The following is a 24,039-nucleotide window of genomic DNA, read 5'->3' on the forward strand; positions in this document are numbered from 1 at the left end:
AGTCCGCTCAGCCCTTCCGCTGGACCAAGACCGCCGACCAGATCCTCGACCGCATCTGCCGCTACTGCACGCGCATCTCAGAACCAGATCACTAGTGAGTCGTCAACACATGCAGAAGCCCCCGCGTTCCGGATGAAACACGGGGGCTTCTGCAGAGCAGATATTTCAAGATCGCTAACTGTCACGCGTGTGGCAGTTAGCGATCTTGCTCAGTCCTGCCCCTCCTCGATGGGCTCGGCGTGGCCGTCGTCGCCCTCCAGCCCCTGGCGGAGCAGCGCACCCTCACCGGGCGCGAACGAGCCGAGGATCCGGTCCAGGTCCTCCACGGAGGCGAACTCGACCACGATCTTGCCGCGCTTCTGACCGAGCTCCACCTTCACCCGGGTGTCGAGGCGGTCCGAGAGGCGGCTGGCCAGACTCGCAAACGCCGGCGAGACCCGACGACCCGCGCGCGGCACGTGCGGCTTGCGGGACGCGGTCGGCTGCTCGGAGTTGATCAGCGTGACGACCTCCTCCAGCCCGCGCACCGAAAGACCCTCGGGAGAGATCCGAGCGGCGAGCTTCTCGCGCGTCTCCTCGTCGTCGACCAGGAACAGCACCCGCGCGTGTCCGGCGGCGAACTCGCCTGCTGCCACCCGACGCTGGATGAACGGCGAGAGCTTGAGCAGCCGCAGCGTGTTGTTGACGTGGGTACGGGACCGGCCGATCCGGTCGGCCAGCTCCCCCTGGCTGCAGGAGAAGTCGTACATCAGCTGCTCGTAGGCGGCAGCCTCTTCCAGCGCGTTGAGCTCTGCCCGGTGCAGGTTCTCCAGCAGTGCGTCGAGAAGCATCTTCTCGTCGTCGGTGGAGCGGACGATCGCCGGGATCGCATCCAGACCCGCCTCACGGGAGGCGCGCCAGCGGCGCTCACCCATGATCAGCTCATAGCGCTCAGGGCCGACCTGACGCACCACGACCGGCTGGAGCAGCCCGACCTCCTTGATGGAGGTGACCAGTTCCTGCAGCGCTTCGTCGTCGAAAACCTCACGCGGCTGCCGCGGGTTGGGCGTGATCGAGTCGATCGGCACCTCGGCGAAGTAGGCACCGTCGACCGGGCGCAGCTCCGAGGGATCGTCCTCGACGACCGTGGTGACGACCGGCGCCGGCTCGCGCTCCAGCGTGCCTGCTCCGCCACCTACCCCCGTGCCGACAGGGATCGATGCCGGGCCGGCCGGACCGCCCAGCCCGGCCACCTTGACCGCGGCCACCCCCCGCTCCGAACCCAACACCGGCACGGCGGACGGGGACGACGGCGAGGCCGCCCCCGGAACCGGCGCGGTGACCGGTGACGCCGCAGCGGGGATCAGCGCCCCCAGCCCACGGCCAAGACCCCTACGACGCTCACTCACCGCTGCCCCTCCATCGTGCTCTGCTCTTCGATCGTGCGGGCCTGCTGGGCGTAGACGCCCGATGCGCCGTCCGCCACATAGGTGGCCTCGGCGGCAGCGGCATCCACCGGGGCGCCGCGCACTGCGATCTCCTTGGCGGCCTCCAGGTAGGACAGCGCACCGCTGGAACCCGGGTCGTAGGTCAGCACGGTCTGCCCGTAGCTGGGCGCCTCGGAGACGCGCACCGAACGCGGGATGCTGGTCCGCAGCACCTCGGTGGTGAAGTGGTTGCGCACCTCATCGGCGACCTGGGAGGCCAGCCGGGTGCGCGCATCGTACATGGTCAGCAGGATGGTGGAGACGTGCAGCTCCGGGTTGAGGTGCGCCCGGACCAGGTCCACGTTGCGCAGCAGCTGCCCCAGACCCTCCAGCGCGTAGTACTCGCACTGGATCGGGATCAGCACCTCGCGACCGGCGACCATCGCATTGACCGTCAGCAGGCCCAGTGAGGGCGGGCAGTCGATCAGAATGTAGTCGAGCGGCTGCTCGTAGGCCGCGATCGCCCGCTGGAGCCTGCTCTCGCGAGCCACCAGCGAGACCAGCTCGATCTCGGCACCGGCCAGATCGATGGTGGCCGGACAGCAGAAGAGCCCTTCCACGTCCAGCACCGGCTGGACGACATCCGCCAGCGGCTTGCCCTCGACCAATACGTCGTAGATGGAGGGGACTTCGGCGTGGTGGTCGATGCCGAGCGCGGTCGACGCGTTGCCCTGCGGATCCAGGTCGATCACGAGGACGCGGGCACCGTGCATCGCCAGCGAGGCAGCCAGGTTCACCGTGGTGGTGGTCTTCCCGACGCCGCCCTTCTGGTTGGCGACCACCATCACGCGCGTCTGCGCAGGACGCGGCAGCGGCTCGCCCACGCGGGCCATCGCGGTGACCGCGGCATGGGCCGCGCGACCGATCGGGGTGTCGTCCGCAAGCGGAGGGGTGTCGGAGTCCTGCATGTCCGTCAGTGTTTCATGCGACGGTGTGGGATGGACAACAGGTGATGTCGTCCTGGGACCAGGAACCGGCTCGACGACGGCAGGAAGTTCGGCTGACATGGGTCCGCCCCCCTCTGTTTCCGGGCTGTCGCCAGAATCATCGCGCAGCTCCCGGGGCACGGGGGGCAGTTGGGGACGTTCCAGCCCCCTGGGTGCCAGATCTTCACTCGAAGGACGGGGGGGTCGGGTGCGTTGGGCGGCCTCGCGGCTTCGGCTCAGGATGCCGCTGAGCAAGGAGCGACGTTTCACGAGCAACACGATGCCCGTTTTATGCGAAATCTGACGGTTCGACACTCCGGCGCTTTTTGCGGGCCTCCCGGCCGCACTTTGGAATGCAAGAAGGACCAAGATCATTAACTGTCACACGTGTGACAGTTAATGATCTTGGTCCTCTGTTCCATGATCGCCAAGTGTCACGCGTGTGACAGTTGGCGATCATGGACTGCCCGGCCTCGAGGTCACCGCCTCAGCGCCGACGCCTCACGCCACCCCGGGAAGCGCGCGCAGCCTTCGCCCGGCGGGCCGCGGCCTTGACGCCGCCCGGACTCTCGCCCACCTTGACCCGCACCACATGCGTCGGAGTCGACACCACATCGGCGCCGATCACCTCGACCGACCACTCCTCCGCGCCCAGCTTCTGCAGGGCGGCCTTGTGCTCCGCGACCTCCTGCTCGGCCGAGTCGCCCTTGAGCGCCAGCATCTCCCCGTACGGGCGCAGCAGCGGCAGCCCCCACCCCGCGAGCCGGTCCAGCGGCGCCACGGCGCGCGCCGTCACCACGTCCACCTGGACCTTGCCGACCATCTCCTCGGCGCGACCGCGCAGCACCGTCACGTTGTCCAGGCGCAGCTCGCGGACCACCTCCTCCAGGAAGGTCGTCCGCCGCAGCAGCGGCTCCAGCAACGTGATCTGGACATCCGGCCGGGCCAGCGCCACCGGGATGCCGGGCAGCCCGGCCCCGGAGCCGACGTCGCACAGCGACAGCGACCGCTTCTCCGGAAGCGCCTCGCCCAGCACCGCACAGTTGAGGATGTGCCGCTCCCAGAGCCGCGGCACCTCACGGGGCCCGATCAGCCCACGGGTGACACCGGCGTCCGCCAGCAGTTCCGCGTAGCGCACGGCCAGCTCCAGCCGGTCGCCGAAGATCTCAGCCGCGACCGCCGGGGTCTCCCCGAGCTCAGTCGAGAGCTCCTCGGGCTGGGGCTCCTCCACGCCGCACCTCTCCTCATCTCGCGTCCACCGCGGCACTTCCTGTGCCGCGACCACACGTGCCACAACTCACGACGGCCCCGCCGGCAGCAATCACCATGATCGCCGCCAACGGGGCCGGACCGTCCGATACCACTCACGCGTCCATCACGCGTCCGCGTACACGCCCGACGTGCGGGCGGGCCGCTCCGGGCGGTCAGGCCGGAAGCACGACCACACGTCGCTGGGGCTCCTCGCCCTCCGACTCGCTGCGCAGTCCCGACGCGGCCACGGCGTCGTGCACCACCTTGCGCTCGAACGGCGTCATCGGACGCAGGCGGACCGGCTCGCCGGACTCCTTGACGTCCTTGGCCGCCTGCTCGCCCAGCGCCGTCAACTCGGTCCGCTTGTCGGCACGGAACCCGGCAATGTCCAGCATCAACCGGCTGCGCTCCCCGGTCTCCCGGTGCACGGCCAGACGGGTCAGCTCCTGCAGGGCCTCCAGCACCTCACCGTCCTGGCCCACCAGGCGCCGCAGCGAGCGATCAGCCCCCGGTCCCTCACCGACGATCGAGACCGAGGCACGGTCGCCCTCGACGTCCATGTCGATGTCGCCGTCAAGATCGGCGATGTCGAGCAGGGCCTCCAGGTAGTCCGCAGCGATCTCGCCCTCCTGCTCGAGGTTGGCCAGCAGCTCGCGCTTGGACGCAGTCCCCTCGGCGGGGGCCACGGTGCCGTCCGTCACGGATCGACTCCTTTGGTGAACGGGGGTGGATCGGATGAGGGTGGGGGTGGAGGTGGGGCTGATGGGGTTCAGGACTTCTTCTTGGACGACTGACCGCCGCCCTGGCCGCGGTTGCCCCCGCCGCCACCAGCCGTGGCCCGGCCACGGGCCGGAGCGGTCTTGGTACCGCCGCCCGCCTTGGCCCCGCCGGACTTGGCGGCACCACCGGACTGCTGCTGACCGCCGCCGGACGTGCGCTGCGACTTGGTCTGGCGCTTCGGCTGCACCCGCACCTGGGTCGGCTCCGGCTCGACGTCCTCGGGAGCGTCGGCGCCGCCCTTCACCAGGGAGGCGATCGAGGCCTTGACCTCGGTGCCGTCGGCGTTCAGCTTGCCCTGCGACTTGAGCCGCGCCTGGCGCTCCTTCCAGGCAATCGAGCCCGGGGTCGGGTTGCGGCGGATGACGACCAGCTGCTGGCCCAGCGTCCAGGCGTTGGAGGTGACCATGTAGACCAGGACACCGACCGGCATGTTGATGCCGAAGAAGATGTAGATGACCGGCAGGACGTACATCATCATCTTCTGCTGCTGCATGTACGGCGTCTTGACCGTGAGGTCGACGTTCTTCGTCATGAGCTGGCGCGTGGTGAGGAACTGCGAGAAGCACATGGTCAGGATGAAGATCGCGGTGACGACCTTCACACTGGTCTGGCTGGAGCCGACGAAGGTGGCCGAGATCGGGGCACCGAAGATGTGCGCGCTGTAGGCGCTCACCAGCAGCGAGCCGGTGATCACACCGACCGCCTTCTTGTCGGCGACGTTACGCAGCACGCCGTACAGCGACATGAAGAACGGCGACTGGATCAGAAGAGGAAGACAGCTCGCAGCCGGGTTGGTACCCGCCTCCTTGTAGAGCTTCATCATCTCTTCGGACTGCTTCTGCCGGTCGTTCTTGTAGCGCTCCTGGATGACCTTCATCTTCGGCTGGAGCGCCTGCATCGTCCGCATGGACTTGATCTGCTTGACGAACAGCGGAATCATCGCCGCGCGCACGCAGACCGTCAGCATGACGATCGAGAGGCCCCACGCCCAGCCCGAGTTCGGGCCGAAGATGGACCCGAGGACGGCATGGAACTGGACCACGACCCAGGAGACGGCGTAGTACAGGGGTTTAAGGATCGAGTCGAGGAACCCCACGGGTCAGACTCCTTGGGCAGTGGTCGGGTGGACCGGCTTCCGAAGCCGCCGGTACCAGACCGGGTGCTTTCGTTCCGGGACGTAGTCGAAGCCGCCGGGCGTCCACGGGTTGCACCGTAGAATCCGCCAGGCGGTCAGGGCTGTGCCCTTGATCGCGCCGTGGACCTTGATCGCTTCGAAGCCGTAGCGTGAGCAGGACGGGTGGTAGCGGCACACCGGGCCCAGCAGTGGGCTGACGGTGAGCTGATAGAGCTTGATCAGCCCCAGCAGCACGTACTTGCCGGCGAACAGCCCGGCAAGTGCCACCCCCACCCACAGCAGGTACGTCACTGCCCTGCTCCCGTCGGCAACGAAGCGCTCAGTTTGCGCAGCGCGGAGTCCAGATCGCGTGCCAGGTCCGCGTACTCCGCCTCGGCAGCCGAGGGCAGCGCGCGTACCACTATCAGGCTACCTGCGGGCAGGCGGCCGATACGCTCGGCCATGAGGTGACGTAGGCGACGCTTGACGCGATTCCGGACCACGGCGACCCCGACAGCCTTGCTGACAACAAAACCCGCACGTGCCGGGAGAAAGTTCCCCCCGGCGCCGTGCGGGTTTGCAGGCTCCGTCGTCGGTACCTCCGCCGTCTCCGGCGAAACACCGGTACTCCCGGTGAAGAGGTGCACGACAAGCAGCGGACGACCGGCGCGCCGGCCCCGCCGTACCGCGGTCGCGAAGTCCTCGCGCCGCCTCAGCCGGTTATCGGAGGGCAGCACGACATGACGACCTTGGTGATTCGGAAGGCGATCAGGCCGACAGGCTGGTGCGGCCCTTGCCGCGGCGAGCGGCGAGGATCGCACGACCGGCGCGCGTACGCATCCGCAGACGGAAGCCGTGGGTCTTGGCGCGACGACGGTTGTTCGGCTGGAAGGTGCGCTTGCTCACGGGGGTAACTCCAGGTCAATCGAAGGGGCGGCGGGGCATCGCTTGGCCGTCACCGTGCGTCCGCGTGATCGCCATAACCCGTTCTGTACGGTGATCCACGACGCCAGATAGCTGCGCGCCTCGACTGAGGAGACTCCGCGGGCAGGCGGCAGCGGCCATCGACAACTCGACCTCGTTACGGTACGTGGAACGACGTCCATGGGTCAAACCAACCGACCTGACCTCGGCGGACGCCACCGGAGAGACCCGGGCGGTTTCGGCCACGGACCAGCGGCGACACGCTACCCACACCCTGTGGACAACAACTTGAATCGGGGCATGCCAGCCGCCTACCGTTGACAGACTTTCCATGGATCTCCCTGCCCACAGTGAAGGCGTGCACCAGTGGCTGAACCGACAAACGATCTCGCTTCCGCATGGGCGCGGGTCGTCGAGCGACTGGCCAGTGACCCGAGCGTCGAGTCCATGGACAAGAAGTGGCTGCAGCGCACCCACCCCATGGGGATGATGCACAACACCGCGCTGCTGGCCGCCCCCAACGAGTACGCCAAGGGCGTGCTGGAGGGCCGCCTGATCGGGCAGATCACCGAGCTGCTTGGCTCGGAGTTCCAGCGGTCGATCCTGATCGCCGTCGTCGTCGACGCCAACGCGGGCGCCCTGCCCCAGCCGTCGGCCCCCGCCCCGCAGGCCCACCAGCCGCAACCCCAGCAGCCGCAGCACCAGGGGCACCAGAGCCAACAGGGCCACCAGTCGCAGCCCACGTCGTGGCAGACCGGCTACGGCTATCCCCAGCCTGGGGAGAATCCCCGGCCGTACCCGGATTCCCCGCAGTCCCACGGGTACCAGGAATCCCACGGGTACCAGCAGCACGCAGAGCAGCCCCAGGCCCAGCACCAGCCCCAGCCGCGGCAGTACCCGGAGCCCGCGCCCTACCAGCAGCCCGCGGAGCCGCAGGCGTACCGCGACGAGTGGAGCGTGCCGCAGCTGCCGGTGCAGCTTCCGCCCCGGCCCGTCCAGCCTGCCCAGCACGGCTCGCCCTCCGGGGAGGACCGGCAGTCGCGCACTCAGCCGCCCGCGGTTCCCGAGTCGTCCTCCACCGAGCTTGCTCCCCGGCCGGAGCCCGAGCCGCCGGCGTCCAACGCGCCCGCGCTGCCTGCCGCGAGCCAGCGCCCGGCGGTCCCGGCCGTCTCGCCGATGCCGCGGCCCGGCACCGGATCCAGCGGCAGTTCCTCGCTGCCCGCAGGCGGCAAGGACGAGCCCGCAGCGCGGCTGAACCCCAAGTACCTCTTCGACACCTTCGTCATCGGGGCGAGCAACCGCTTCGCCCACGCGGCTGCGGTCGCCGTCGCCGAGAGCCCGGCCAAGGCCTACAACCCGCTCTTCATCTACGGCGAGTCCGGCCTCGGCAAGACGCACCTGCTGCACGCCATCGGCCACTACGCCCGCAGCCTCTACCCGGGCACCCGGGTCCGGTACGTGAGCTCCGAGGAGTTCACCAACGAGTTCATCAACTCGATCCGCGACGACAAGGGCGACGGCTTCCGGCAGCGCTACCGGGACATGGACATCCTGCTGGTCGACGACATCCAGTTCCTGCAGAACAAGGAGTCGACCCAGGAGGAGTTCTTCCACACCTTCAACACCCTGCACAACGCCAACAAGCAGATCGTGATCTCCTCCGACCGGCCGCCCAAGCAGCTGGTCACGCTGGAGGACCGGCTGCGCAACCGCTTCGAGTGGGGCCTGACCACCGACGTCCAGCCCCCCGAGCTGGAGACCCGGATCGCGATCCTGCGCAAGAAGGCGCTCCAGGAGCAACTCAACGCCCCTGCCGAGGTGTTGGAGTTCATCGCCTCGCGGATCTCGCGCAACATCCGCGAGCTGGAGGGCGCGCTGATCCGCGTCACCGCCTTCGCCAGCCTCAACCGGGCGCCGGTGGACCTGCAGTTGGCGGAGATCGTGCTCAAGGACCTGGTCCCGGGCGGCGAGGACGACGGGCCGGAGATCACGGCCGGCGTGATCATGCAGCAGACCGCCGCGTACTTCGGGCTGTCGGTGGACGACCTGTGCGGTTCCTCGCGCAGCCGGGTGCTGGTGACGGCCCGCCAGATCGCCATGTACCTGTGCCGGGAGCTGACCGACCTGTCGCTGCCGAAGATCGGTGCGGCCTTCGGCGGCCGCGACCACACGACGGTCATGCACGCGGACCGCAAGATCCGCACGATGATGGCCGAGCGGCGGGCCATCTACAACCAGGTCACCGAGCTCACCAACCGCATCAAGAGCTGACGCCGACGGCCGAGGAGCCTCGGCACACACCCGAGCACCATGGAGGGGCGCCCTGTAGGCGCCCCTCCTGTCGTTTCCCCACAGTCATGGGTACCTTTGCCCGTCCACACCCTGGGGAGAAGCGAGTTATCCAGAATCTCTCCACAGGCTGTCCGGCTCTGGAAGTATCGTCCCAGGTCACCCGCCTGTGGGTCTGTGGGAACCGGTCGTCCACAGCCTGTGGAGAACTGATCGGCCGTCAACCCGGTGCCGAGGTTATCCACGCGCTGTCCCCAGGCTGGGCCCGGTTATCCCCAGCAGCGGCCTGTTTCTCCACAAGAATGTCCACAGAGCGGCAACATCAAGGGCCATTTCACTGGGTCGAGCGAAATAAGGCACGTGATGTTGCCACAGGGGCTGTGGGTAACCGGGGGAAAAGCTGGGGACGATGCGGTGGACAACCTGTGCACAACCCAGGACCCCTGTGCACAGCGGGGGTTACGTCCACAGGGGCCCCTAGTTTTTCCACTCCTGCGTCCCCAGGGAATGTGGATGAAAAAGCGGCCTCGACCTGCGCAGGAGGGGGTTATCCACGGTTTCCACAAGGCCTACTACTACTACCCACTAGAGATAGCTCGGTCTTGATCCAAAAGAAGGTGGGCGGTGGATCTGTGGAGAACGCGGACTGCCCACGCGTTCGAGACCGACTTCGGACCATCTGCCTCAGCTGTCCGTGGTATGCGTCAGACTGTTCCTCGGCAACAGGAGCGGACGCCAGGAGCATCCCCTCCGTCGCGGGCCCTCAACCGCCCGTCCAGATGCCGCGTAGATGCAGTGCAGATGAACAGAGAGAGCGCGTGCGCGCACCGACGCGCAGAGCGACATCCACCTCAGGAGGCGGTTACCGGTGAAGTTCCGGGTCGAGCGTGACGTCCTCGCGGAGGCCGTGGCCTGGGCCGCGCGCAGCCTCCCGGCCCGGCCCCCGGTGCCGGTGCTCGCCGGGCTGCTGCTGACGGCCGAGAGCGAGGGCGGCACGGGCACACTGAGCCTGTCCGGCTTCGACTACGAGGTCTCCGCCCGCGTCGAGACCGAGGCGGATGTGGAGGAGGCCGGCACGGTCCTGGTCTCCGGTCGCCTGCTCGCGGACATCTCCCGCTCGCTTCCCAACAGGCCTGTGGAGATCTCCACCGACGGCGTGCGCGTGCTGGTCGTCTGCGGCAGCTCGCGATTCACACTCCCCACCCTGCCTGTGGAGGAGTACCCGGCTCTGCCGCAGATGCCGACCGTCTCCGGCGTGGTTCCCGGTGACGTCTTCGCCGCCGCCGTGGCCCAGGTCGCTGTCGCCGCCGGTCGCGACGACACGCTGCCGGTGCTGACGGGTGTGCGCGTCGAGATCGAGGACGACCGGGTGACCCTGGCCGCGACGGACCGCTACCGCTTCGCCGTCCGCGACCTGCTGTGGAAGCCGGAGCAGCCCGGTCTCTCGGCTGTGGCCCTGGTCCCCGCCAAGACCCTGCTGGACACCGCGAAGTCGCTCAGTGCGGGCGACAGCGTCTCCATCGCACTGGCCGGCAGCGGCAAGGGCGAGGGCCTGATCGGCTTCGAGGGCGCCGGCCGCCGGACCACCACGCGGCTGCTGGAGGGCGAGTTCCCGAAGTTCCGCTCGCTCTTCCCGACGGAGTTCTCCGCGGTCGGCACGGTGGGCACCCAGGCTTTTGTGGACGCCGTCAAGCGCGTCTCCCTGGTCGCCGAGCGGAACACCCCGGTGCGGCTCAACTTCGAGCAGGGCGTGCTGACCCTGGAGGCCGGCTCCGGCGACGACGCGCAGGCCACGGAGCGGCTGGACGCGGACCTGGAGGGCGACGACATCTCGATCGCCTTCAACCCGGCCTACCTGCTGGACGGCCTGTCGGCCATCGACTCCCCGATCGCCCAGCTCAGCTTCACCACGGCGACGAAGCCGGCGCTGCTCAGCGGCAAGGCCTCGCAGGAGAGCGAGGCCGACGAGGCGTACAAGTACCTGATCATGCCGGTGCGGCTCTCCGGCTGACGCCCGGTTGCCCTGACCTCAGGGGCGCGGGGAACTGCGGGACCAGCCACTGCGTGCCGATGGCCCTGTTCGTTCGGGGACAGACCACGCAGGGTGGCTTGTCGCGCAGTTCCCCGCGCCCCCAGGTAGTGCAACCGGAGAACGGGGATAGGCTCAACTTCGGGCGGCAACGGGGCCGCGGACAGTCAGTACACAGCAAAGGACTGATCATGCAGCTCGGACTCATCGGTCTCGGCAAGATGGGCGGCAACATGCGTGAGCGCATCCGCCGCGCGGGCCACACCGTCATCGGTTACGACCGCGACCCCGGCCTGTCCGACGTGGCGAGCCTGAAGGAGCTGGTCGGCTCCCTCGCCGCGCCGCGCGTGGTGTGGGTCATGGTCCCGGCCGGTGGGCCGACCCAGTCCACCGTCGACGAGCTGGCCGAGCTGCTGGAGCCGGGCGACGTCGTCGTCGACGGCGGCAACTCCCGCTGGACCGACGACGAGAAGCACGCCGCGGACCTGGCCGAGAAGGGCATCGGCTTCGTCGACTGCGGTGTCTCCGGCGGTGTCTGGGGCCTGCAGAACGGCTACGCCCTGATGTACGGCGGCTCCGACGCCGACATCGCCAAGGTGCAGCCGATCTTCGACGCCCTGAAGCCGGAGGGCGAGTACGGCTCCGTGCACGCCGGCAAGGTCGGTGCGGGCCACTTCGCCAAGATGGTCCACAACGGCATCGAGTACGCGATCATGCAGGCCTACGCCGAGGGCTGGGAGCTGCTGGAGGCCGTGGACAGCGTCACCGACGTCCGCGAGATCTTCCGCTCCTGGAAGGAGGGCACGGTCATCCGCTCCTGGCTGCTGGACCTGGCCGTGGACGCCCTCGACAAGGACGAGCACCTCGACAAGCTCAAGGGCTACGCCGCCGACTCCGGTGAGGGCCGCTGGACGGTCGAGGCCGCCATCGACCACGCCGTGCCGCTGCCGGCGATCACGGCCTCGCTCTTCGCCCGCTTCGCCTCCCGTCAGGACGACTCGCCGCAGATGAAGATGATCGCCGCGCTGCGCAACGAGTTCGGCGGCCACGCGGTCGAGAGCAAGTAGCGAGCCGGTAGTTCATCCACAACCTGCGAAGGAAGCTGTGCACGTCGCGCATCTGTCGCTGGCAGACTTCCGCAGTTACGCCCGGGTCGAGGTTCCGCTCGACCCGGGCGTAACGGCGTTCACCGGGCCCAACGGCCAGGGGAAGACCAACCTGGTCGAGGCGGTCGGCTATCTGGCCACGCTCGGCAGCCACCGGGTCTCGGGCGACGCCCCGCTGGTCCGGCAGGGCGCGCAGCGGGCGATCGTGCGCGGAATGGTGGTCAGGGACGAGCGCCAGACGCTGATCGAGCTGGAGCTCAACCCCGGCCGGGCGAACCGGGCGCGGATCAACCGCAGCGACAACGTCCGCCCGCGCGACGTGCTGGGGTTGCTGCGGACGGTCCTGTTCGCGCCCGAGGACCTGGCCCTGGTGAAGGGCGACCCGGGTGAGCGCCGCCGCTTCCTGGACGAGCTGCTGACGCTGCGTGCGCCGCGGCTGGCGGGTGTCCGGCAGGACTATGAGCGGGTGCTCAAGCAGCGCAACGCGCTGCTGAAGTCGGCGGCGACGGCCCGGCGTTCGTCGGGCCGGGTGGAGTTGTCGACGCTGGACGTGTGGGACGACCATCTGGCCCGTGCGGGTGCGGAGTTGCTGGCGCAGCGGCTGGATCTGGTCGCCGCGCTGCAGCCGCTGGTGGCCCGGGCGTACGAGGAGCTGGCGCCGGGCGGCGGCGGGACGGTGTTGGAGTACCGCTCGTCGATGGGCGAGGGCGTCCCGCTGGGCGGCGGCCGCGAGGCGCTGTACGCGGCGCTGCTGGCCGCGTTGGGCGCGGCCCGCAAGCAGGAGATCGAGCGCGGCCTGACCCTGGTGGGCCCGCACCGCGACGAGCTGGGCCTGCGGCTCGGCGAGCTGCCGGCCAAGGGGTACGCGTCGCATGGCGAGTGCTGGTCGTACGCGCTGGCGCTGCGCCTGGCCTCCTATGACCTGCTCCGCGCGGACGGCGGCGAACCGGTCCTGGTCCTGGACGACGTCTTCGCCGAGCTGGACGCGCGGCGGCGCGAGAGGCTCGCGGAGCGGGTGGCGATCGGCGAGCAGGTGCTTGTGACGGCGGCGGTCCCCGAAGACGTCCCGGAGGCGCTCAAAGGAACGCGCTACGCGGTCATGGACGGCGAAGTCACCCGACTCTGACCTGCGTGTGGGCACGTGGAGCAGGCGCACTGCCCAGGGGCGCGGGAGCCGAAAGGAGCGCCTTTTCGCGCCCGCGCGGCGGAACGGCGCATCAGCAGAGCCTCGCGCCCTTGAGGTGTTGCACGGTGTCCGTCCCCGGTTTGCTTCCCGCGTACTCTGGACGCTTGTCCACATCCTGGGGAAAGCGAGGCGCGACGTGTCGGAGGAGACCCCTGAGCTCAGCGGCGTCGACCTCGCCCGGGTCGCGCTCCGTGCCGCGAAGGACCAGGCGCGTGCTCGCGGCGAAGCCGCCTCGCAGAAGCGGCAGGCCCGCCGGACCGGCCTGCGGTCGGGCGCTCGCGCGGACGGCCGGGATCCGCAGCCACTCGGCAAGGCGATCACTCGCCTCCTCGCGGAGCGCGGGTGGGAGGCGCCTGCGGCCGTCGGTGGAGTGATGGGGCGGTGGCCGGAGATCGTGGGGAAGGACATCGCCGCGCACTGCGAGCCGGAGCACTTCGACGAGGACGGACGGGTCCTCTCCGTGCGCTGCAGCTCGACCGCTTGGGCCACCCAACTCCGACTGATGGCACCGCAGTTGATGCGTACCTTGAACGTCTCCCTGGGCGACGGAACGGTCCGCTTCATCAAGGTCAACGGCCCCGCCGCGGGCCCGTCCCGCTACCGCGGGCGCCTGCGCGCGCCGGGCAGCAAGGGGCCCGGGGACACCTGGGGCTGAACCCCTGGCTGAACCCCAGGTAGAACCCCTGGCTGACGCTCACGGCAGGGGTGGTGACCCGCCGTAGGCGATGGATCCGAGAAACGGCCGTCAGAGCGCCGTAGGCCCCCTGGTCCGGTGTGGGGACATGTCGGACGGTGGTTGACGTCCGGCACGGGCCGTTCAGAGGGCGGCAAAGCCCCATCTCTGTCAGTCGTACGGGTAGACTGAAACCCAAACACTGCCGCTTGCGGTATGAAGCGGTACTGAGTCGAACGCCGTGGCCGCCTCCAGCCTGCCCGCAGGGCGAGGGAGCGGCCCGCGCTGTGCCAGAGAGGGCGTTTCGTGGCCGAGTCCGGCAACCCCAACCAGTCACCTGACGAGAACGACGAGCTCGAGAAGTCGTACGACGCCAGCGCCATCCAGGTGCTGGAGGGGCTCGAAGCCGTACGCAAGCGCCCCGGCATGTACATCGGTTCGACCGGCGAGCGTGGCCTGCACCACTTGGTGCAGGAGATCGTGGACAACTCCGTCGACGAGGCCATGGCCGGCCACGCCGACAGCATCGAGGTGACGATCCTTCCGGACGGCGCGGTCCGCGTCATCGACAACGGCCGTGGCATCCCCGTCGGTGTGGAGAAGACCACCGGCAAGCCCGCCGTCGAGGTGGTCCTCACCGTCCTGCACGCGGGCGGCAAGTTCGGCGGCGGCGGCTACGCCGTCTCCGGCGGTCTGCACGGCGTCGGCGTCTCCGTCGTCAACGCGCTGTCGAACCGCCTCGCGGTCGAGGTGCGGACCGACGGCTACCGCTGGACGCAGGAGTACAAGAGCGGCGTGCCGGTGGCCGAGCTGGCCCGTCACGAGGAGACCCCGGAGACGGGGACCACGGTCACCTTCTGGGCCGACCCGGAGATCTTCGAGACCACCGACTACTCCTTCGACACCCTCTCCCGCCGGTTCCAGGAGATGGCCTTCCTCAACAAGGGCCTGGCGATCTCCCTCACCGACGAGCGCCCGGACCACACCGACGACGAGGGCAAGCCCAACTCGGTGCGGTACCACTACGAGGGCGGCATCTCCGACTTCGTGACCTACCTCAACTCCCGCAAGGGCGAGGTGGTCCACCCCACCGTCATCGACTTCGAGGCGGAGGACAAGGAGAAGAAGATCTCCGTGGAGATCGCGATGCAGTGGAACACCTCGTACAACGAGGGCGTCTACTCCTTCGCGAACACCATCCACACCCACGAGGGCGGTACCCACGAGGAGGGCTTCCGGGCCGCGCTCACGGGTCTGGTCAACCGGTACGCGCGCGACAAGAAGCTGCTGCGCGAGAAGGACGACAACCTCACCGGTGAGGACATCCGCGAGGGTCTCACCGCGATCATCTCGGTCAAGCTCGGCGAGCCGCAGTTCGAGGGCCAGACCAAGACCAAGCTGGGCAACACCGAGGCCAAGACCTTCGTGCAGAAGGTCGTCCACGAGTACTTCAACGACTGGCTGGACCGGAACCCGAACGAGGGCGCGGACATCATCCGCAAGGCGATCACGGCGGCCACCGCCCGTGTCGCCGCCCGCAAGGTCCGTGACCTGACGCGCCGCAAGGGCCTGCTGGAGTCGGCCTCGCTGCCGGGCAAGCTGTCGGACTGCCAGTCCAAGGACCCGACCGAGTGCGAGATCTTCATCGTCGAGGGTGACTCCGCCGGCGGCTCGGCCAAGCAGGGCCGTGACCCGCGGGTGCAGGCGATCCTGCCGATCCGAGGCAAGATCCTCAACGTCGAGAAGGCGCGCATCGACAAGGTGTTGCAGAACACCGAGGTCCAGGCGCTGATCTCGGCCTTCGGCACCGGCGTCCACGACGACTTCGACCTGGCCAAGCTCCGCTATCACAAGATCATCCTGATGGCGGACGCCGACGTCGACGGCCAGCACATCTCCACGCTGCTGCTGACCCTGCTGTTCCGCTTCATGCGCCCGCTGATCGAGGGCGGCCACGTCTACCTGGCCCGTCCGCCGCTGTACAAGATCAAGTGGGGTCGGGACGACATCGAGTACGTCTACTCCGACCGTGAGCGCGACGCCTCCCTCGAGGCGGGGCGTCAGGGCGGGCGCAAGCTCCCCAAGGACGACGCGATCCAGCGCTTCAAGGGCCTCGGCGAGATGAACGCCGAGGAGCTGCGGGTCACCACCATGGACCTCGATCTGCGTCTGCTCTCCCAGGTCACCCTGGAGGACGCGGCCCGCGCCGACGACCTCTTCTCGATCCTCATGGGCGAGGACGTCGAGGCGCGCCGGTCCTTCATCCAGCGCAACGCCAAGGACGTCCGCTTCCTCGACGTGTAAGTCCTCCGGCAGCAGCGAAGCAGCAGCCCGGCAGACAGCCAGCAGCGAAAGGAAACTGACCACCCGTGGTCGACGACAACAGCCCTGAGGGCGCGCAGCCGGAGGACCTCCCGGCCGAGGAGAACGGCAGCGGTACCCGGGTCGAGCAGGTCGAGCTCGAGACGGAGATGCAGCGCTCGTACCTCGACTACGCGATGAGCGTCATCGTCTCGCGCGCCCTGCCCGAGGTCCGCGACGGCCTCAAGCCCGTCCACCGCCGCGTCCTGTACGCCATGTACGACGGGGGCTACCGCCCCGAGAAGGGCTACTACAAGTGCGCCCGCGTCGTCGGCGACGTGATGGGCAACTACCACCCGCACGGCGACACCTCGATCTACGACACCCTGGTGCGTCTCGCCCAGCCGTGGTCGATGCGGATGCCGCTGGTGGACGGCAACGGCAACTTCGGCTCCCCGGGCAACGACCCGGCCGCCGCCATGCGGTACACCGAGTGCCGGATGATGCCGCTGGCCATGGAGATGATGCGGGACATCGACGAGGAGACCGTCGACTTCTCGCCGAACTACGACGGCCGCTCCCAGGAGCCGCAGGTCCTGCCGGCGCGCTTCCCCAACCTGCTGGTCAACGGCGCCACGGGCATCGCGGTCGGCATGGCCACCAACATCCCGCCGCACAACCTGCGCGAGGTCGCCTCGGGTGCCCTGTGGTACCTGCGCAACCCGGAGGCCTCCAACGAGGAGCTGCTTGAGGCCCTGATCGAGCGGATCAAGGGCCCCGACTTCCCGACCGGGGCGCTGATCGTGGGCCGCCGCGGCATCGAGGACGCCTACCGGACCGGTCGCGGCTCGATCGCCATGCGCGCGGTCGTCGAGGTCGAGGAGATCCACGGCCGTCAGTGCCTGGTCGTCAGCGAGCTGCCGTTCCAGGTCAACCCGGACAACCTGGCGCTGAAGATCGCCGACCTGGTCAAGGACGCCCGGATCGGCGGCATCGCCGACGTCCGCGACGAGTCCTCGTCCCGTACCGGCACCCGCCTGGTGGTCGTGCTCAAGCGCGACGCGGTCGCCAAGGTCGTGCTGAACAACCTGTACAAGCACACCGACCTGCAGACCAACTTCGGCGCCAACATGCTGGCCCTGGTCGACGGCGTGCCGCGCACGCTCTCGCTGGACGCCTTCATCCGTCACTGGGTCAACCACCAGATCGACGTGATCGTGCGTCGGACCCGCTTCCGGCTGCGCAAGGCCGAGGAGCGCGCCCACATCCTGCGCGGCCTGCTCAAGGCGCTGGACGCGATCGACGAGGTCATCGCGACCATCCGGCGCAGCGACACGGTCGACGTCGCCCGCACCGCGCTGATGGCACTGCTGACCATCGACGAGATCCAGGCCAACGCGATCCTGGAGATGCAGCTGCGCCGTCTGGCCGCTCTGGAGCGCCAGAAGATCACGGCCGAGTACGACGAGCTGATGGCCAAGATCCGCGAGTACAACGCGATCCTGGACTCGCCGGAGCGGCAGCGCGAGATCATCTCCGAGGAGCTGACCGCGATCGTCGACAAGTTCGGCGACGACCGGCGCTCGACGCTGATCGCCTACGACGGCGACATGTCCGTCGAGGACCTGATCGCCGAAGAGGACATCGTCGTCACCATCACCCGTGGCGGCTACGTCAAGCGGACCCGTTCCGACCTCTACCGCTCGCAGAAGCGCGGCGGCAAGGGCGTGCGCGGTGCGCAGCTGAAGCAGGACGACATCGTCGACCACTTCTTCGTGACGACCACGCACAACTGGATCCTCTTCTTCACCAACAAGGGCCGGGTCTACCGGGCCAAGGGCTACGAACTGCCGGACGCCGGGCGTGACGCCCGCGGCCAGCACGTGGCCAACCTGCTGGCGTTCCAGCCGGACGAGCAGATCGCCCAGGTCATGGCGGTGCGCACCTACGAGGCCGCGCCGTACCTGGTGCTGGCGACCCGCTCGGGCCTGGTCAAGAAGACCTCGCTGAAGGACTACGACTCGCCGCGTTCGGGCGGGCTGATCGCGATCAACCTGCGCCAGGACGAGGAGGGCACGGACGACGAGCTGATCGGCGCGGAGCTGGTCTCGGCCGACGACGACCTGCTGCTGATCTCGAAGAAGGCGCAGGCCATCCGCTTCACCGCCACCGACGAGTCGCTGCGCCCGATGGGCCGCGCCACCTCGGGTGTGAAGGGGATGAGTTTCCGCGAGGACGACGAACTTCTGTCGATGTCCGTCATCCGGCCGGGTACGTTCGTCTTCACGGCCACCGACGGTGGCTACGCCAAGCGCACCAAGGTGGACGAGTACCGCGTCCAGGGGCGTGGTGGCCTGGGCATCAAGGCGGCGAAGATCGTCGAGGACCGCGGCTCGCTGGTGGGCGCGCTGGTCGTCGAGGAGTCGGACGAGATCCTGGCGATCACCCTCGGCGGAGGAGTGATCCGTACGCGGGTCTCCGAGGTCCGTGAAACCGGGCGTGACACGATGGGCGTCCAACTCATCAACCTGGGGAAGAAGGACGCCGTCGTCGGCATCGCCCGCAATGCGGAGGGTGTGGACGAGGTGGACGACGCCGAGGTCGACGAGTCCGCGGACGCCGTGCTGACGGCCGCGTCGGAGGAATCGGTCGAATCGGCCGACACCGACGGCACGACCGGCGACGAGGCGGCTCCCGGGGCGGAGTGATCTTGCTTTCTGGCACGGGCTCCGGTGCGATCCGCCGGGGCCCGTGCCAGGATGCTGCCCAGATCAGTGCTTGCGATGTGAACAACTTGCACGAATTGCGGGAGGACCAGGGTGAGTGGACCCACGGGAGCGGCCGGTGCCGCAGGGCGCGCGCAGGACGCCGCCGGTACGGGCGGCGGCACGTCCGGCCGTGACGCGGGCTCGACGTCGGTGATGCCCCCGGTCGGACCGGACGGCTCGGCCCAGGCCCCCCGCCGCCGTCAGGGCGGCGCCAACGGCGAGCAGGCGCAACAGCGTGCCGCCGCGGAGGCCTCGGGCGGTGCCGGCGACGCCACGGCGGCCGGCGGCTACTCGACGCCGACGACGTACTCCAAGGGGCAGCCCACCCCGCCGCGCGGCACCCCGGTGCCGGGCCGCCCGGGCAAGGCGCCGCGCCCCGGCGGCGGCGGTGGTACCGACGGCGACGCCGCGCGCCGTCCGGCTCCGGCCGCTCCGCCGTCCGGCCGTACCCGCCGTGCCCGCCTCCGGGTGGTCCGCACGGACCCGTGGACGGTCATGAAGGTCAGCTTCCTGCTGTCGGTGGCGCTCGGCGTGGTGACCATCGTCGGCGTCTCGCTGCTGTGGATGGTCCTCGACGCGGCCGGCGTCTTCAGCTCGGTCGGAGGCACGCTCCAGCAGGCCACCACCGGAGCCGACGCCAGCAGCGGCTTCAACCTGCAGTCGTACCTCTCGTTCGGCAACGTCTTCGTGTTCACGCTGCTGGTCGCGGTGATCGACGTGGTGCTGCTGACGGCCCTGTGCACGCTGGGTTCGTTCATCTACAACACGGCGGCGGGCATGACCGGCGGCGTGGAGCTGACCCTCGCCGAGGAGGACTGACCGGGCCCGCCCGGTGACCTCGGGGTTGTGCTCTCCGGAGCTGATTTGGGCAGACCGCTGCACGTGCGCTAATCTTCTAACGCAACGCAGCGCGGGCCTATAGCTCAGACGGTTAGAGCGCTTCCCTGATAAGGAAGAGGCCACAGGTTCAAGTCCTGTTAGGCCCACCAGCGTAAATGCCCCGGATGGATCTCCATCCGGGGCATTGCATTTGGGCCGTGCGCCCGTTTCTTGCCCCAGTAGGGCCGTCGGCCCCGGATCGGGTGCCCTCCGGGCGAGCGCGCCCCTGCGCCTCCTGCGCCGACAAGCCTCCTGTGGCCCTCCTTCTGACGGTGCCTTCGGGAACGCTTCGTGTACGCGGTACCGGGGCGAGCGGGTGGTGTGCCGCGGCTGGACGGGTGACTCGTGGTCGTGTCGTCCACCGGTTCCGCGGGTGGAGTGCGTCGCTGGGATAGCGGCGCTTCGGTGCCCGAGTCCCTGTTGTCGAAGGTCTGGAGTGCCTGTGCTGCCGTCTGCTTCTCTGCCGCTCAAGGCCCTGAAACTGCTCGTGCTCATCCTGTGCTCGCTCGCCATGCTCACCGCGTTCGTGCCGTCGGCTCACGCCGAATCCGTGCGGGCGGTTGCCGCGCACGAGAGCAGGAGCGGAGTGGACTGGGACAGGATCGCGCGATGTGAGAGCGGCGGCGACTGGGCGACCGACAGCGGCAACGGCTATTACGGCGGACTGCAGTTCAACCAGGCGACCTGGCGGGCCAACGGCGGCCTCGCGTACGCGCCCCGTGCTGACCTTGCCGACAGGAACCAGCAGATCAACATCGCCAACCACCTCGCGGGACGGCGCGGCCTGGAGCCGTGGCCCGTCTGCGGCACCCTCGGCGCGCACGCGGGTCGACCGCATCACACCGCGCACGGAGTCCAGGGCGCCGATCACGGCGGAGCGTGGACGGGTGCAGCCTGGACGGTAAGGCCCGGCGAGACGCTGGCCGGCATCGCGGCGACGACCCACGTCGTCGGCGGCTGGCCCGCGCTCTTCGACCTCAACCGGCACACGGTCGGCGGCAACCCCGATCGGATCAGGCCCGGAGAGGTCCTGCGGCTGCATCGGTGATCGCGGCCCACCGGGCTCGCTCGTCAGGACGTGGTTCGGCTTGTTCGGGTGTTCCGCTACGGCCGTGCCGCAGCAGGGAGATGACCCGCAGTCGGCCGACGTGGCCATAGTCGTGCCTGGCGTTGTACGGCGGGGTGTAGCATCGCGGCAAGGACGTCATCGAGGAAGTCGAGGTCTCGCGGTGAAGAAGCTTCTGCTGGTTGTTCTGGCCGCTCTGGGCGGGTACTTCGTCTACCGCCAGGTGCAGGCGGACCGCGCCGAGCAGGACCTGTGGACCGAGGCCACCGACCCGATCCCGGCCGGCTCCCGCTGAGCGGAGCATCCAGCCCGGTCGGCCCGTGCGGTCGGCCCGTTGGAGAGTGATCGTGGTGGTCCGTGCTGCCGTGCCGAGCGGGTACGCTTGTGCGCGGCAGTTCGCGGGGCCTTAGCTCAGTTGGTAGAGCGCCGTCTTTGCATGGCGGATGTCAGGGGTTCGACTCCCCTAGGCTCCACAGACGACGAAATGGCTCCCGCCCGTGGCGACACGGGCGGGAGCCATTGTCGTTGGGTCGTCGGTGCGTCGTGTGCGCGTTCCCGACGCCAAGATCGCGAACTGTCACGCGCGTGACATTTGGCGATCTTGGTGGGCGCGGTCTCAGGACTCCGGGCGCGGCTTCTTGGCGCTGCCCTTCGCCGCGCCCGCCTCGTCGCCCTGCTCGCTCTGCTTGCCCTGCTCGGCCTCCTTGGCGGCGACCTCCGGGTCCAGGGCTGCGGAGCCGTTGACCGCCGCGCTGGCGCTGGAGCCGCCGGGCTGCGGGCCGGTCTCCCGGAGCGGGATCGGGGTGGTGGGCGGTTCCACCAGCCAGTCCGGGTTGCTCTGCTTCTGGTACCACTTCCAGGCCGCCAGGCCGCCACCGGCCATGGCGCCCAGGGCCAGGAGGGTGATTCCGCGGCGGAGCCAGCGTCCCCGGCGCGCGGTCGCGCGGGCGTGGGCGGCGGTCAGCGCCTCGATCTCCGCGAGAGACACCTCGCCCCGGACCACCGGCAGCACCGCCGCCGAGCGGTCGTGGACCTCGTGGACGGCCGTCTGGGCGGCCGGCAGGACCTGGTCCAGGGCGACGGCCCGGGCCTGTCGTGCGGCGGCACGAGCCCGCCCTGCGGCCTTGCCGACGGCGCCGCCGGCGTCCACGACGGACGGGGGAACGTTGGCCCGTGCCTGCGCCCACAGGGGGACCACCTGTCCCTGCACGGTGCCCTGGGCCGCCAGGCGGGCGTGCTCGACCGCTGAGCCGACGACCGGAGCCAGCTTCTGCCGGGCCTCGTCGGCGTACTGCGCTGCGGTGTCCTTGGCGCTCACGGCGTATGGCGTGAGCTGCTCACGGGTGCGACTGGCTGCCTCGCGAGCTGCGTCGATCCGGCTCACCGGGAACCTCCTCCTGGGGCGTCCTGTTCCTCGCGTTGATCGCGTTGATCGCGTTGATCGCGTTCATCAGGTTCATCGCGTTCATCAGGTTTGTCTCATCTATCCGCGTATCCACCCAATCAAAGAGCATGCCGCCTGAATCGTGCCCAGGCGCGCTGAACGGGCAGAAAAGCCGTGAAATCCGTTCTGGGCCTCTCCTTGGCATCCTGCTCCTTTGGGATGCGATGTACAGCCCGTGCGAGGATTCCTTCCGTCAGAAGTCAGAAGCACGGAAGGCGCATCGTGGCCGAGGAACTGTTCGCCACCCTCCACACCAACCACGGGGACATCGTGGTCAAGCTCTTCCCGTTCCACGCCCCGAAGACGGTGGCGAACTTCGTCGAGCTGGCCGAGGGCAGCCGTGAGTGGACCCACCCGGGCACCGGCGCCAAGACCACGGACAAGCTCTACGACGGGACGATCTTCCACCGGGTGATCTCCGGGTTCATGATCCAGGGCGGTGACCCGCTGGGCATCGGCGTGGGCGGCCCCGGCTACGAGTTCGGTGACGAGATCCACCCCGAGCTGAGCTTCGACCGTGCCTACCTGCTGGCCATGGCCAACGCCGGTCCGGGCACCAACGGCTCCCAGTTCTTCGTCACGGTGGCCCCGACCACCTGGCTGAACCGCAAGCACACCATCTTCGGCGAGGTCGCGGACGAGGCCTCCAAGAAGGTCGTGGACGCCGTCGCGGCCCTGCCGACCGGCCGCAACGACCGCCCGGCCGAGGACGTCGTCATCGAGTCGGTGGAGATCACCCGCCGCTGAAGCCCGCCCTCCGGTGACGCCGGCCCTGCCGACGTCCGCCCGGGTCCGGCTTCCGGATTAACGGGATTCACAGGATCGGCTCTCATGGCCCAGTCCCCCGGTGAGGGAGACTGGGCCATGTCGCGTTCGTTGCCCCAGCAAACGGCCCCGTGAGTGGCCCATTCCCAGCGAGGACCAGAGTCGTGAGCGCTTATCCCGGAGGAGAGTCGACGGTCATGCTGCCGGACTGCTATCGGCATCCCGGGCGCGAGACCGGTGTGCACTGCACGCGCTGCGAGAAGCCGGTCTGCCCCGAGTGCCGGGTGGACGCGGCGGTCGGCTTCCACTGCCTCGACTGCGCGCAGCAGTCCCGCGCCTCGGTGCGGACCACCGCGCCGCGCACCCAGTACGGCGGCCGGGTCGCCCGGGACGGCGCGCTGGTCACCAAGCTGCTCATCGCGGTCAACGTGGTGGTCTGGCTGCTCGCCTTCACCGGCGGCAACGACTTCGTCTACCGGTGGATCATGCAGGGCGACGCCGTGGCCAGCAGCGGCGAGTGGTACCGGATGATCACCTCGATCTTCCTGCACCAGCAGATCCTCCACATCGCCCTGAACATGTGGTCGCTGTGGGTGCTCGGGCCGTATGTGGAGCAGGCGCTGGGGCGGCTGCGGTACCTCACGCTCTACCTGCTGGCAGGGATCGGCGGCTCGGCGCTGGTGATGCTGCTGGTGCCGGCCGAGCCGGTGCTGGGGGCGTCCGGGGCGATCTTCGGCCTGTTCGGGGCGGTGATCGTGATCCACCGGCACCGGGGCTACCAGCTCGGGCCGATCATGGCTGTGCTGCTGGTCAACCTGGTCGCGACGTTCACGTTGAGCGGCATCGCCTGGCAGGCGCACATCGGCGGCCTGGCCGTCGGCGGGCTCATCGCCGCGGGCTACGCCTACGCCCCGGCGGCGCGCCGGAACGCGGTGCAGGCCGCCGTGGTGGTGGCCGCGGCACTGCTGGTGGTCGGCGTCAGCCTGTACGCGGTCGCACAGATCACCAGCTGACGCAGGGCACCAGCTAAAGCGGGGCGTCGGCCGAGGCAGGTCACCGACCGGAGCGGCCC

At 69.2% G+C, this 24,039-nt stretch carries 21 protein-coding genes and 2 tRNA genes; 14 read left to right on the forward strand and 9 right to left on the reverse strand.

Features of this window, described 5'->3' with window-relative positions; translation table 11 throughout:
- Positions 1-209: 209 nt before the first annotated feature.
- From ABH928_RS27055 to rpmH, 8 genes are all read right to left on the reverse strand, one after another.
- On the reverse strand, positions 210-1,388 hold the full coding sequence (locus ABH928_RS27055) for a ParB/RepB/Spo0J family partition protein (protein ID WP_370071063.1): 1,179 nt from the start codon (positions 1,386-1,388) through the stop codon (positions 210-212).
- Positions 1,385-2,374, reverse strand: a complete 990-nt coding sequence (locus ABH928_RS27060; RefSeq protein WP_370071065.1) for a ParA family protein — start codon at positions 2,372-2,374, stop codon at positions 1,385-1,387. The genes ABH928_RS27055 and ABH928_RS27060 overlap by 4 nt, the downstream gene beginning before the upstream one ends.
- A gap of 505 nt (positions 2,375-2,879) precedes the next feature.
- Positions 2,880-3,623 carry a 16S rRNA (guanine(527)-N(7))-methyltransferase RsmG gene (rsmG, locus tag ABH928_RS27065; RefSeq protein WP_370071067.1) on the reverse strand — a complete coding sequence of 248 codons (744 nt, stop codon included), beginning with the start codon at positions 3,621-3,623 and terminating at the stop codon, positions 2,880-2,882.
- A 193-nt stretch (positions 3,624-3,816) separates the two neighbouring features.
- Positions 3,817-4,344, reverse strand: a complete 528-nt coding sequence (locus tag ABH928_RS27070) for a protein jag (protein ID WP_370071069.1) — start codon at positions 4,342-4,344, stop codon at positions 3,817-3,819.
- Positions 4,345-4,412: 68 nt separating this feature from the next.
- A complete protein-coding gene (gene yidC, locus ABH928_RS27075) occupies positions 4,413-5,519 on the reverse strand; it encodes a membrane protein insertase YidC (protein ID WP_370071071.1) in 1,107 nt (368 codons plus the stop codon).
- 3 nt (positions 5,520-5,522) lie between these two features.
- The gene (gene yidD / locus ABH928_RS27080; RefSeq protein ID WP_370071248.1) at positions 5,523-5,810 is read right to left on the reverse strand and encodes a membrane protein insertion efficiency factor YidD; all 288 of its coding nucleotides are present in this window, start codon (positions 5,808-5,810) and stop codon (positions 5,523-5,525) included.
- Between the two features lie 35 nt (positions 5,811-5,845).
- Positions 5,846-6,274, reverse strand: coding sequence for a ribonuclease P protein component (gene rnpA / locus ABH928_RS27085; protein WP_370071073.1), 429 nt, complete (start codon positions 6,272-6,274; stop codon positions 5,846-5,848).
- Positions 6,275-6,305: 31 nt separating this feature from the next.
- Positions 6,306-6,443: a 50S ribosomal protein L34 gene (gene rpmH / locus ABH928_RS27090; RefSeq protein WP_030392420.1), complete on the reverse strand. Its 138-nt coding sequence runs from the start codon at positions 6,441-6,443 to the stop codon at positions 6,306-6,308.
- Positions 6,444-6,827: 384 nt separating this feature from the next.
- On the opposite strand from rpmH, the gene dnaA reads away from it, so the two are divergent.
- The 12 genes from dnaA to ABH928_RS27150 all read left to right on the forward strand — a co-directional run bounded on the left by dnaA (position 6,828) and on the right by ABH928_RS27150 (position 21,231).
- Positions 6,828-8,732 (forward strand): chromosomal replication initiator protein DnaA, encoded by a 1,905-nt coding sequence (dnaA, locus tag ABH928_RS27095; protein ID WP_370071076.1) that lies wholly within the window; start codon positions 6,828-6,830, stop codon positions 8,730-8,732.
- A gap of 886 nt (positions 8,733-9,618) precedes the next feature.
- Positions 9,619-10,761, forward strand: coding sequence for a DNA polymerase III subunit beta (dnaN, locus tag ABH928_RS27100; RefSeq protein ID WP_370071078.1), 1,143 nt, complete (start codon positions 9,619-9,621; stop codon positions 10,759-10,761).
- Positions 10,762-10,970: 209 nt separating this feature from the next.
- Entirely contained in the window at positions 10,971-11,846 is an 876-nt protein-coding gene (gene gnd / locus ABH928_RS27105; RefSeq protein WP_370071080.1) for a phosphogluconate dehydrogenase (NAD(+)-dependent, decarboxylating), read from the forward strand.
- Between the two features lie 37 nt (positions 11,847-11,883).
- A complete protein-coding gene (recF, locus tag ABH928_RS27110; RefSeq protein WP_370071082.1) occupies positions 11,884-13,011 on the forward strand; it encodes a DNA replication/repair protein RecF in 1,128 nt (375 codons plus the stop codon).
- A 196-nt stretch (positions 13,012-13,207) separates the two neighbouring features.
- A complete protein-coding gene (locus ABH928_RS27115) occupies positions 13,208-13,726 on the forward strand; it encodes a DUF721 domain-containing protein (RefSeq protein WP_370071084.1) in 519 nt (172 codons plus the stop codon).
- Positions 13,727-14,050: 324 nt separating this feature from the next.
- Positions 14,051-16,048, forward strand: a complete 1,998-nt coding sequence (gene gyrB / locus ABH928_RS27120) for a DNA topoisomerase (ATP-hydrolyzing) subunit B (protein WP_370071086.1) — start codon at positions 14,051-14,053, stop codon at positions 16,046-16,048.
- 65 nt (positions 16,049-16,113) lie between these two features.
- Positions 16,114-18,753, forward strand: a complete 2,640-nt coding sequence (gene gyrA / locus ABH928_RS27125) for a DNA gyrase subunit A (protein ID WP_370071088.1) — start codon at positions 16,114-16,116, stop codon at positions 18,751-18,753.
- Positions 18,754-18,864: 111 nt separating this feature from the next.
- On the forward strand, positions 18,865-19,632 hold the full coding sequence (locus tag ABH928_RS27130) for a DUF3566 domain-containing protein (protein ID WP_370071090.1): 768 nt from the start codon (positions 18,865-18,867) through the stop codon (positions 19,630-19,632).
- A 93-nt stretch (positions 19,633-19,725) separates the two neighbouring features.
- Positions 19,726-19,802: transfer RNA gene (locus tag ABH928_RS27135), tRNA-Ile, on the forward strand.
- 332 nt (positions 19,803-20,134) lie between these two features.
- On the forward strand, positions 20,135-20,740 hold the full coding sequence (locus ABH928_RS27140) for a transglycosylase family protein (protein WP_370071092.1): 606 nt from the start codon (positions 20,135-20,137) through the stop codon (positions 20,738-20,740).
- A 181-nt stretch (positions 20,741-20,921) separates the two neighbouring features.
- On the forward strand, positions 20,922-21,053 hold the full coding sequence (locus ABH928_RS27145; protein WP_328806283.1) for a DLW-39 family protein: 132 nt from the start codon (positions 20,922-20,924) through the stop codon (positions 21,051-21,053).
- Between the two features lie 105 nt (positions 21,054-21,158).
- Positions 21,159-21,231, forward strand: a tRNA-Ala gene (locus tag ABH928_RS27150).
- A 143-nt stretch (positions 21,232-21,374) separates the two neighbouring features.
- On the opposite strand, the gene ABH928_RS27155 is transcribed toward ABH928_RS27150, so the two are convergent.
- Complete coding sequence (locus tag ABH928_RS27155) at positions 21,375-22,142, reverse strand: DUF5324 family protein (protein ID WP_370071094.1); 768 nt, start codon at positions 22,140-22,142, stop codon at positions 21,375-21,377.
- Between the two features lie 282 nt (positions 22,143-22,424).
- On the opposite strand from ABH928_RS27155, the gene ABH928_RS27160 reads away from it, so the two are divergent.
- Positions 22,425-22,949 carry a peptidylprolyl isomerase gene (locus ABH928_RS27160; RefSeq protein WP_370071096.1) on the forward strand — a complete coding sequence of 175 codons (525 nt, stop codon included), beginning with the start codon at positions 22,425-22,427 and terminating at the stop codon, positions 22,947-22,949.
- A 182-nt stretch (positions 22,950-23,131) separates the two neighbouring features.
- Positions 23,132-23,980: a rhomboid family intramembrane serine protease gene (locus ABH928_RS27165; protein WP_370071098.1), complete on the forward strand. Its 849-nt coding sequence runs from the start codon at positions 23,132-23,134 to the stop codon at positions 23,978-23,980.
- The last annotated feature ends 59 nt before the right edge of the window (positions 23,981-24,039 follow it).

Origin of the sequence: Streptacidiphilus sp. MAP5-3, assembly GCF_041262505.1 — a bacterium.
In the GTDB taxonomy this organism is placed as follows: Bacteria; Actinomycetota; Actinomycetes; order Streptomycetales; family Streptomycetaceae; genus Streptacidiphilus.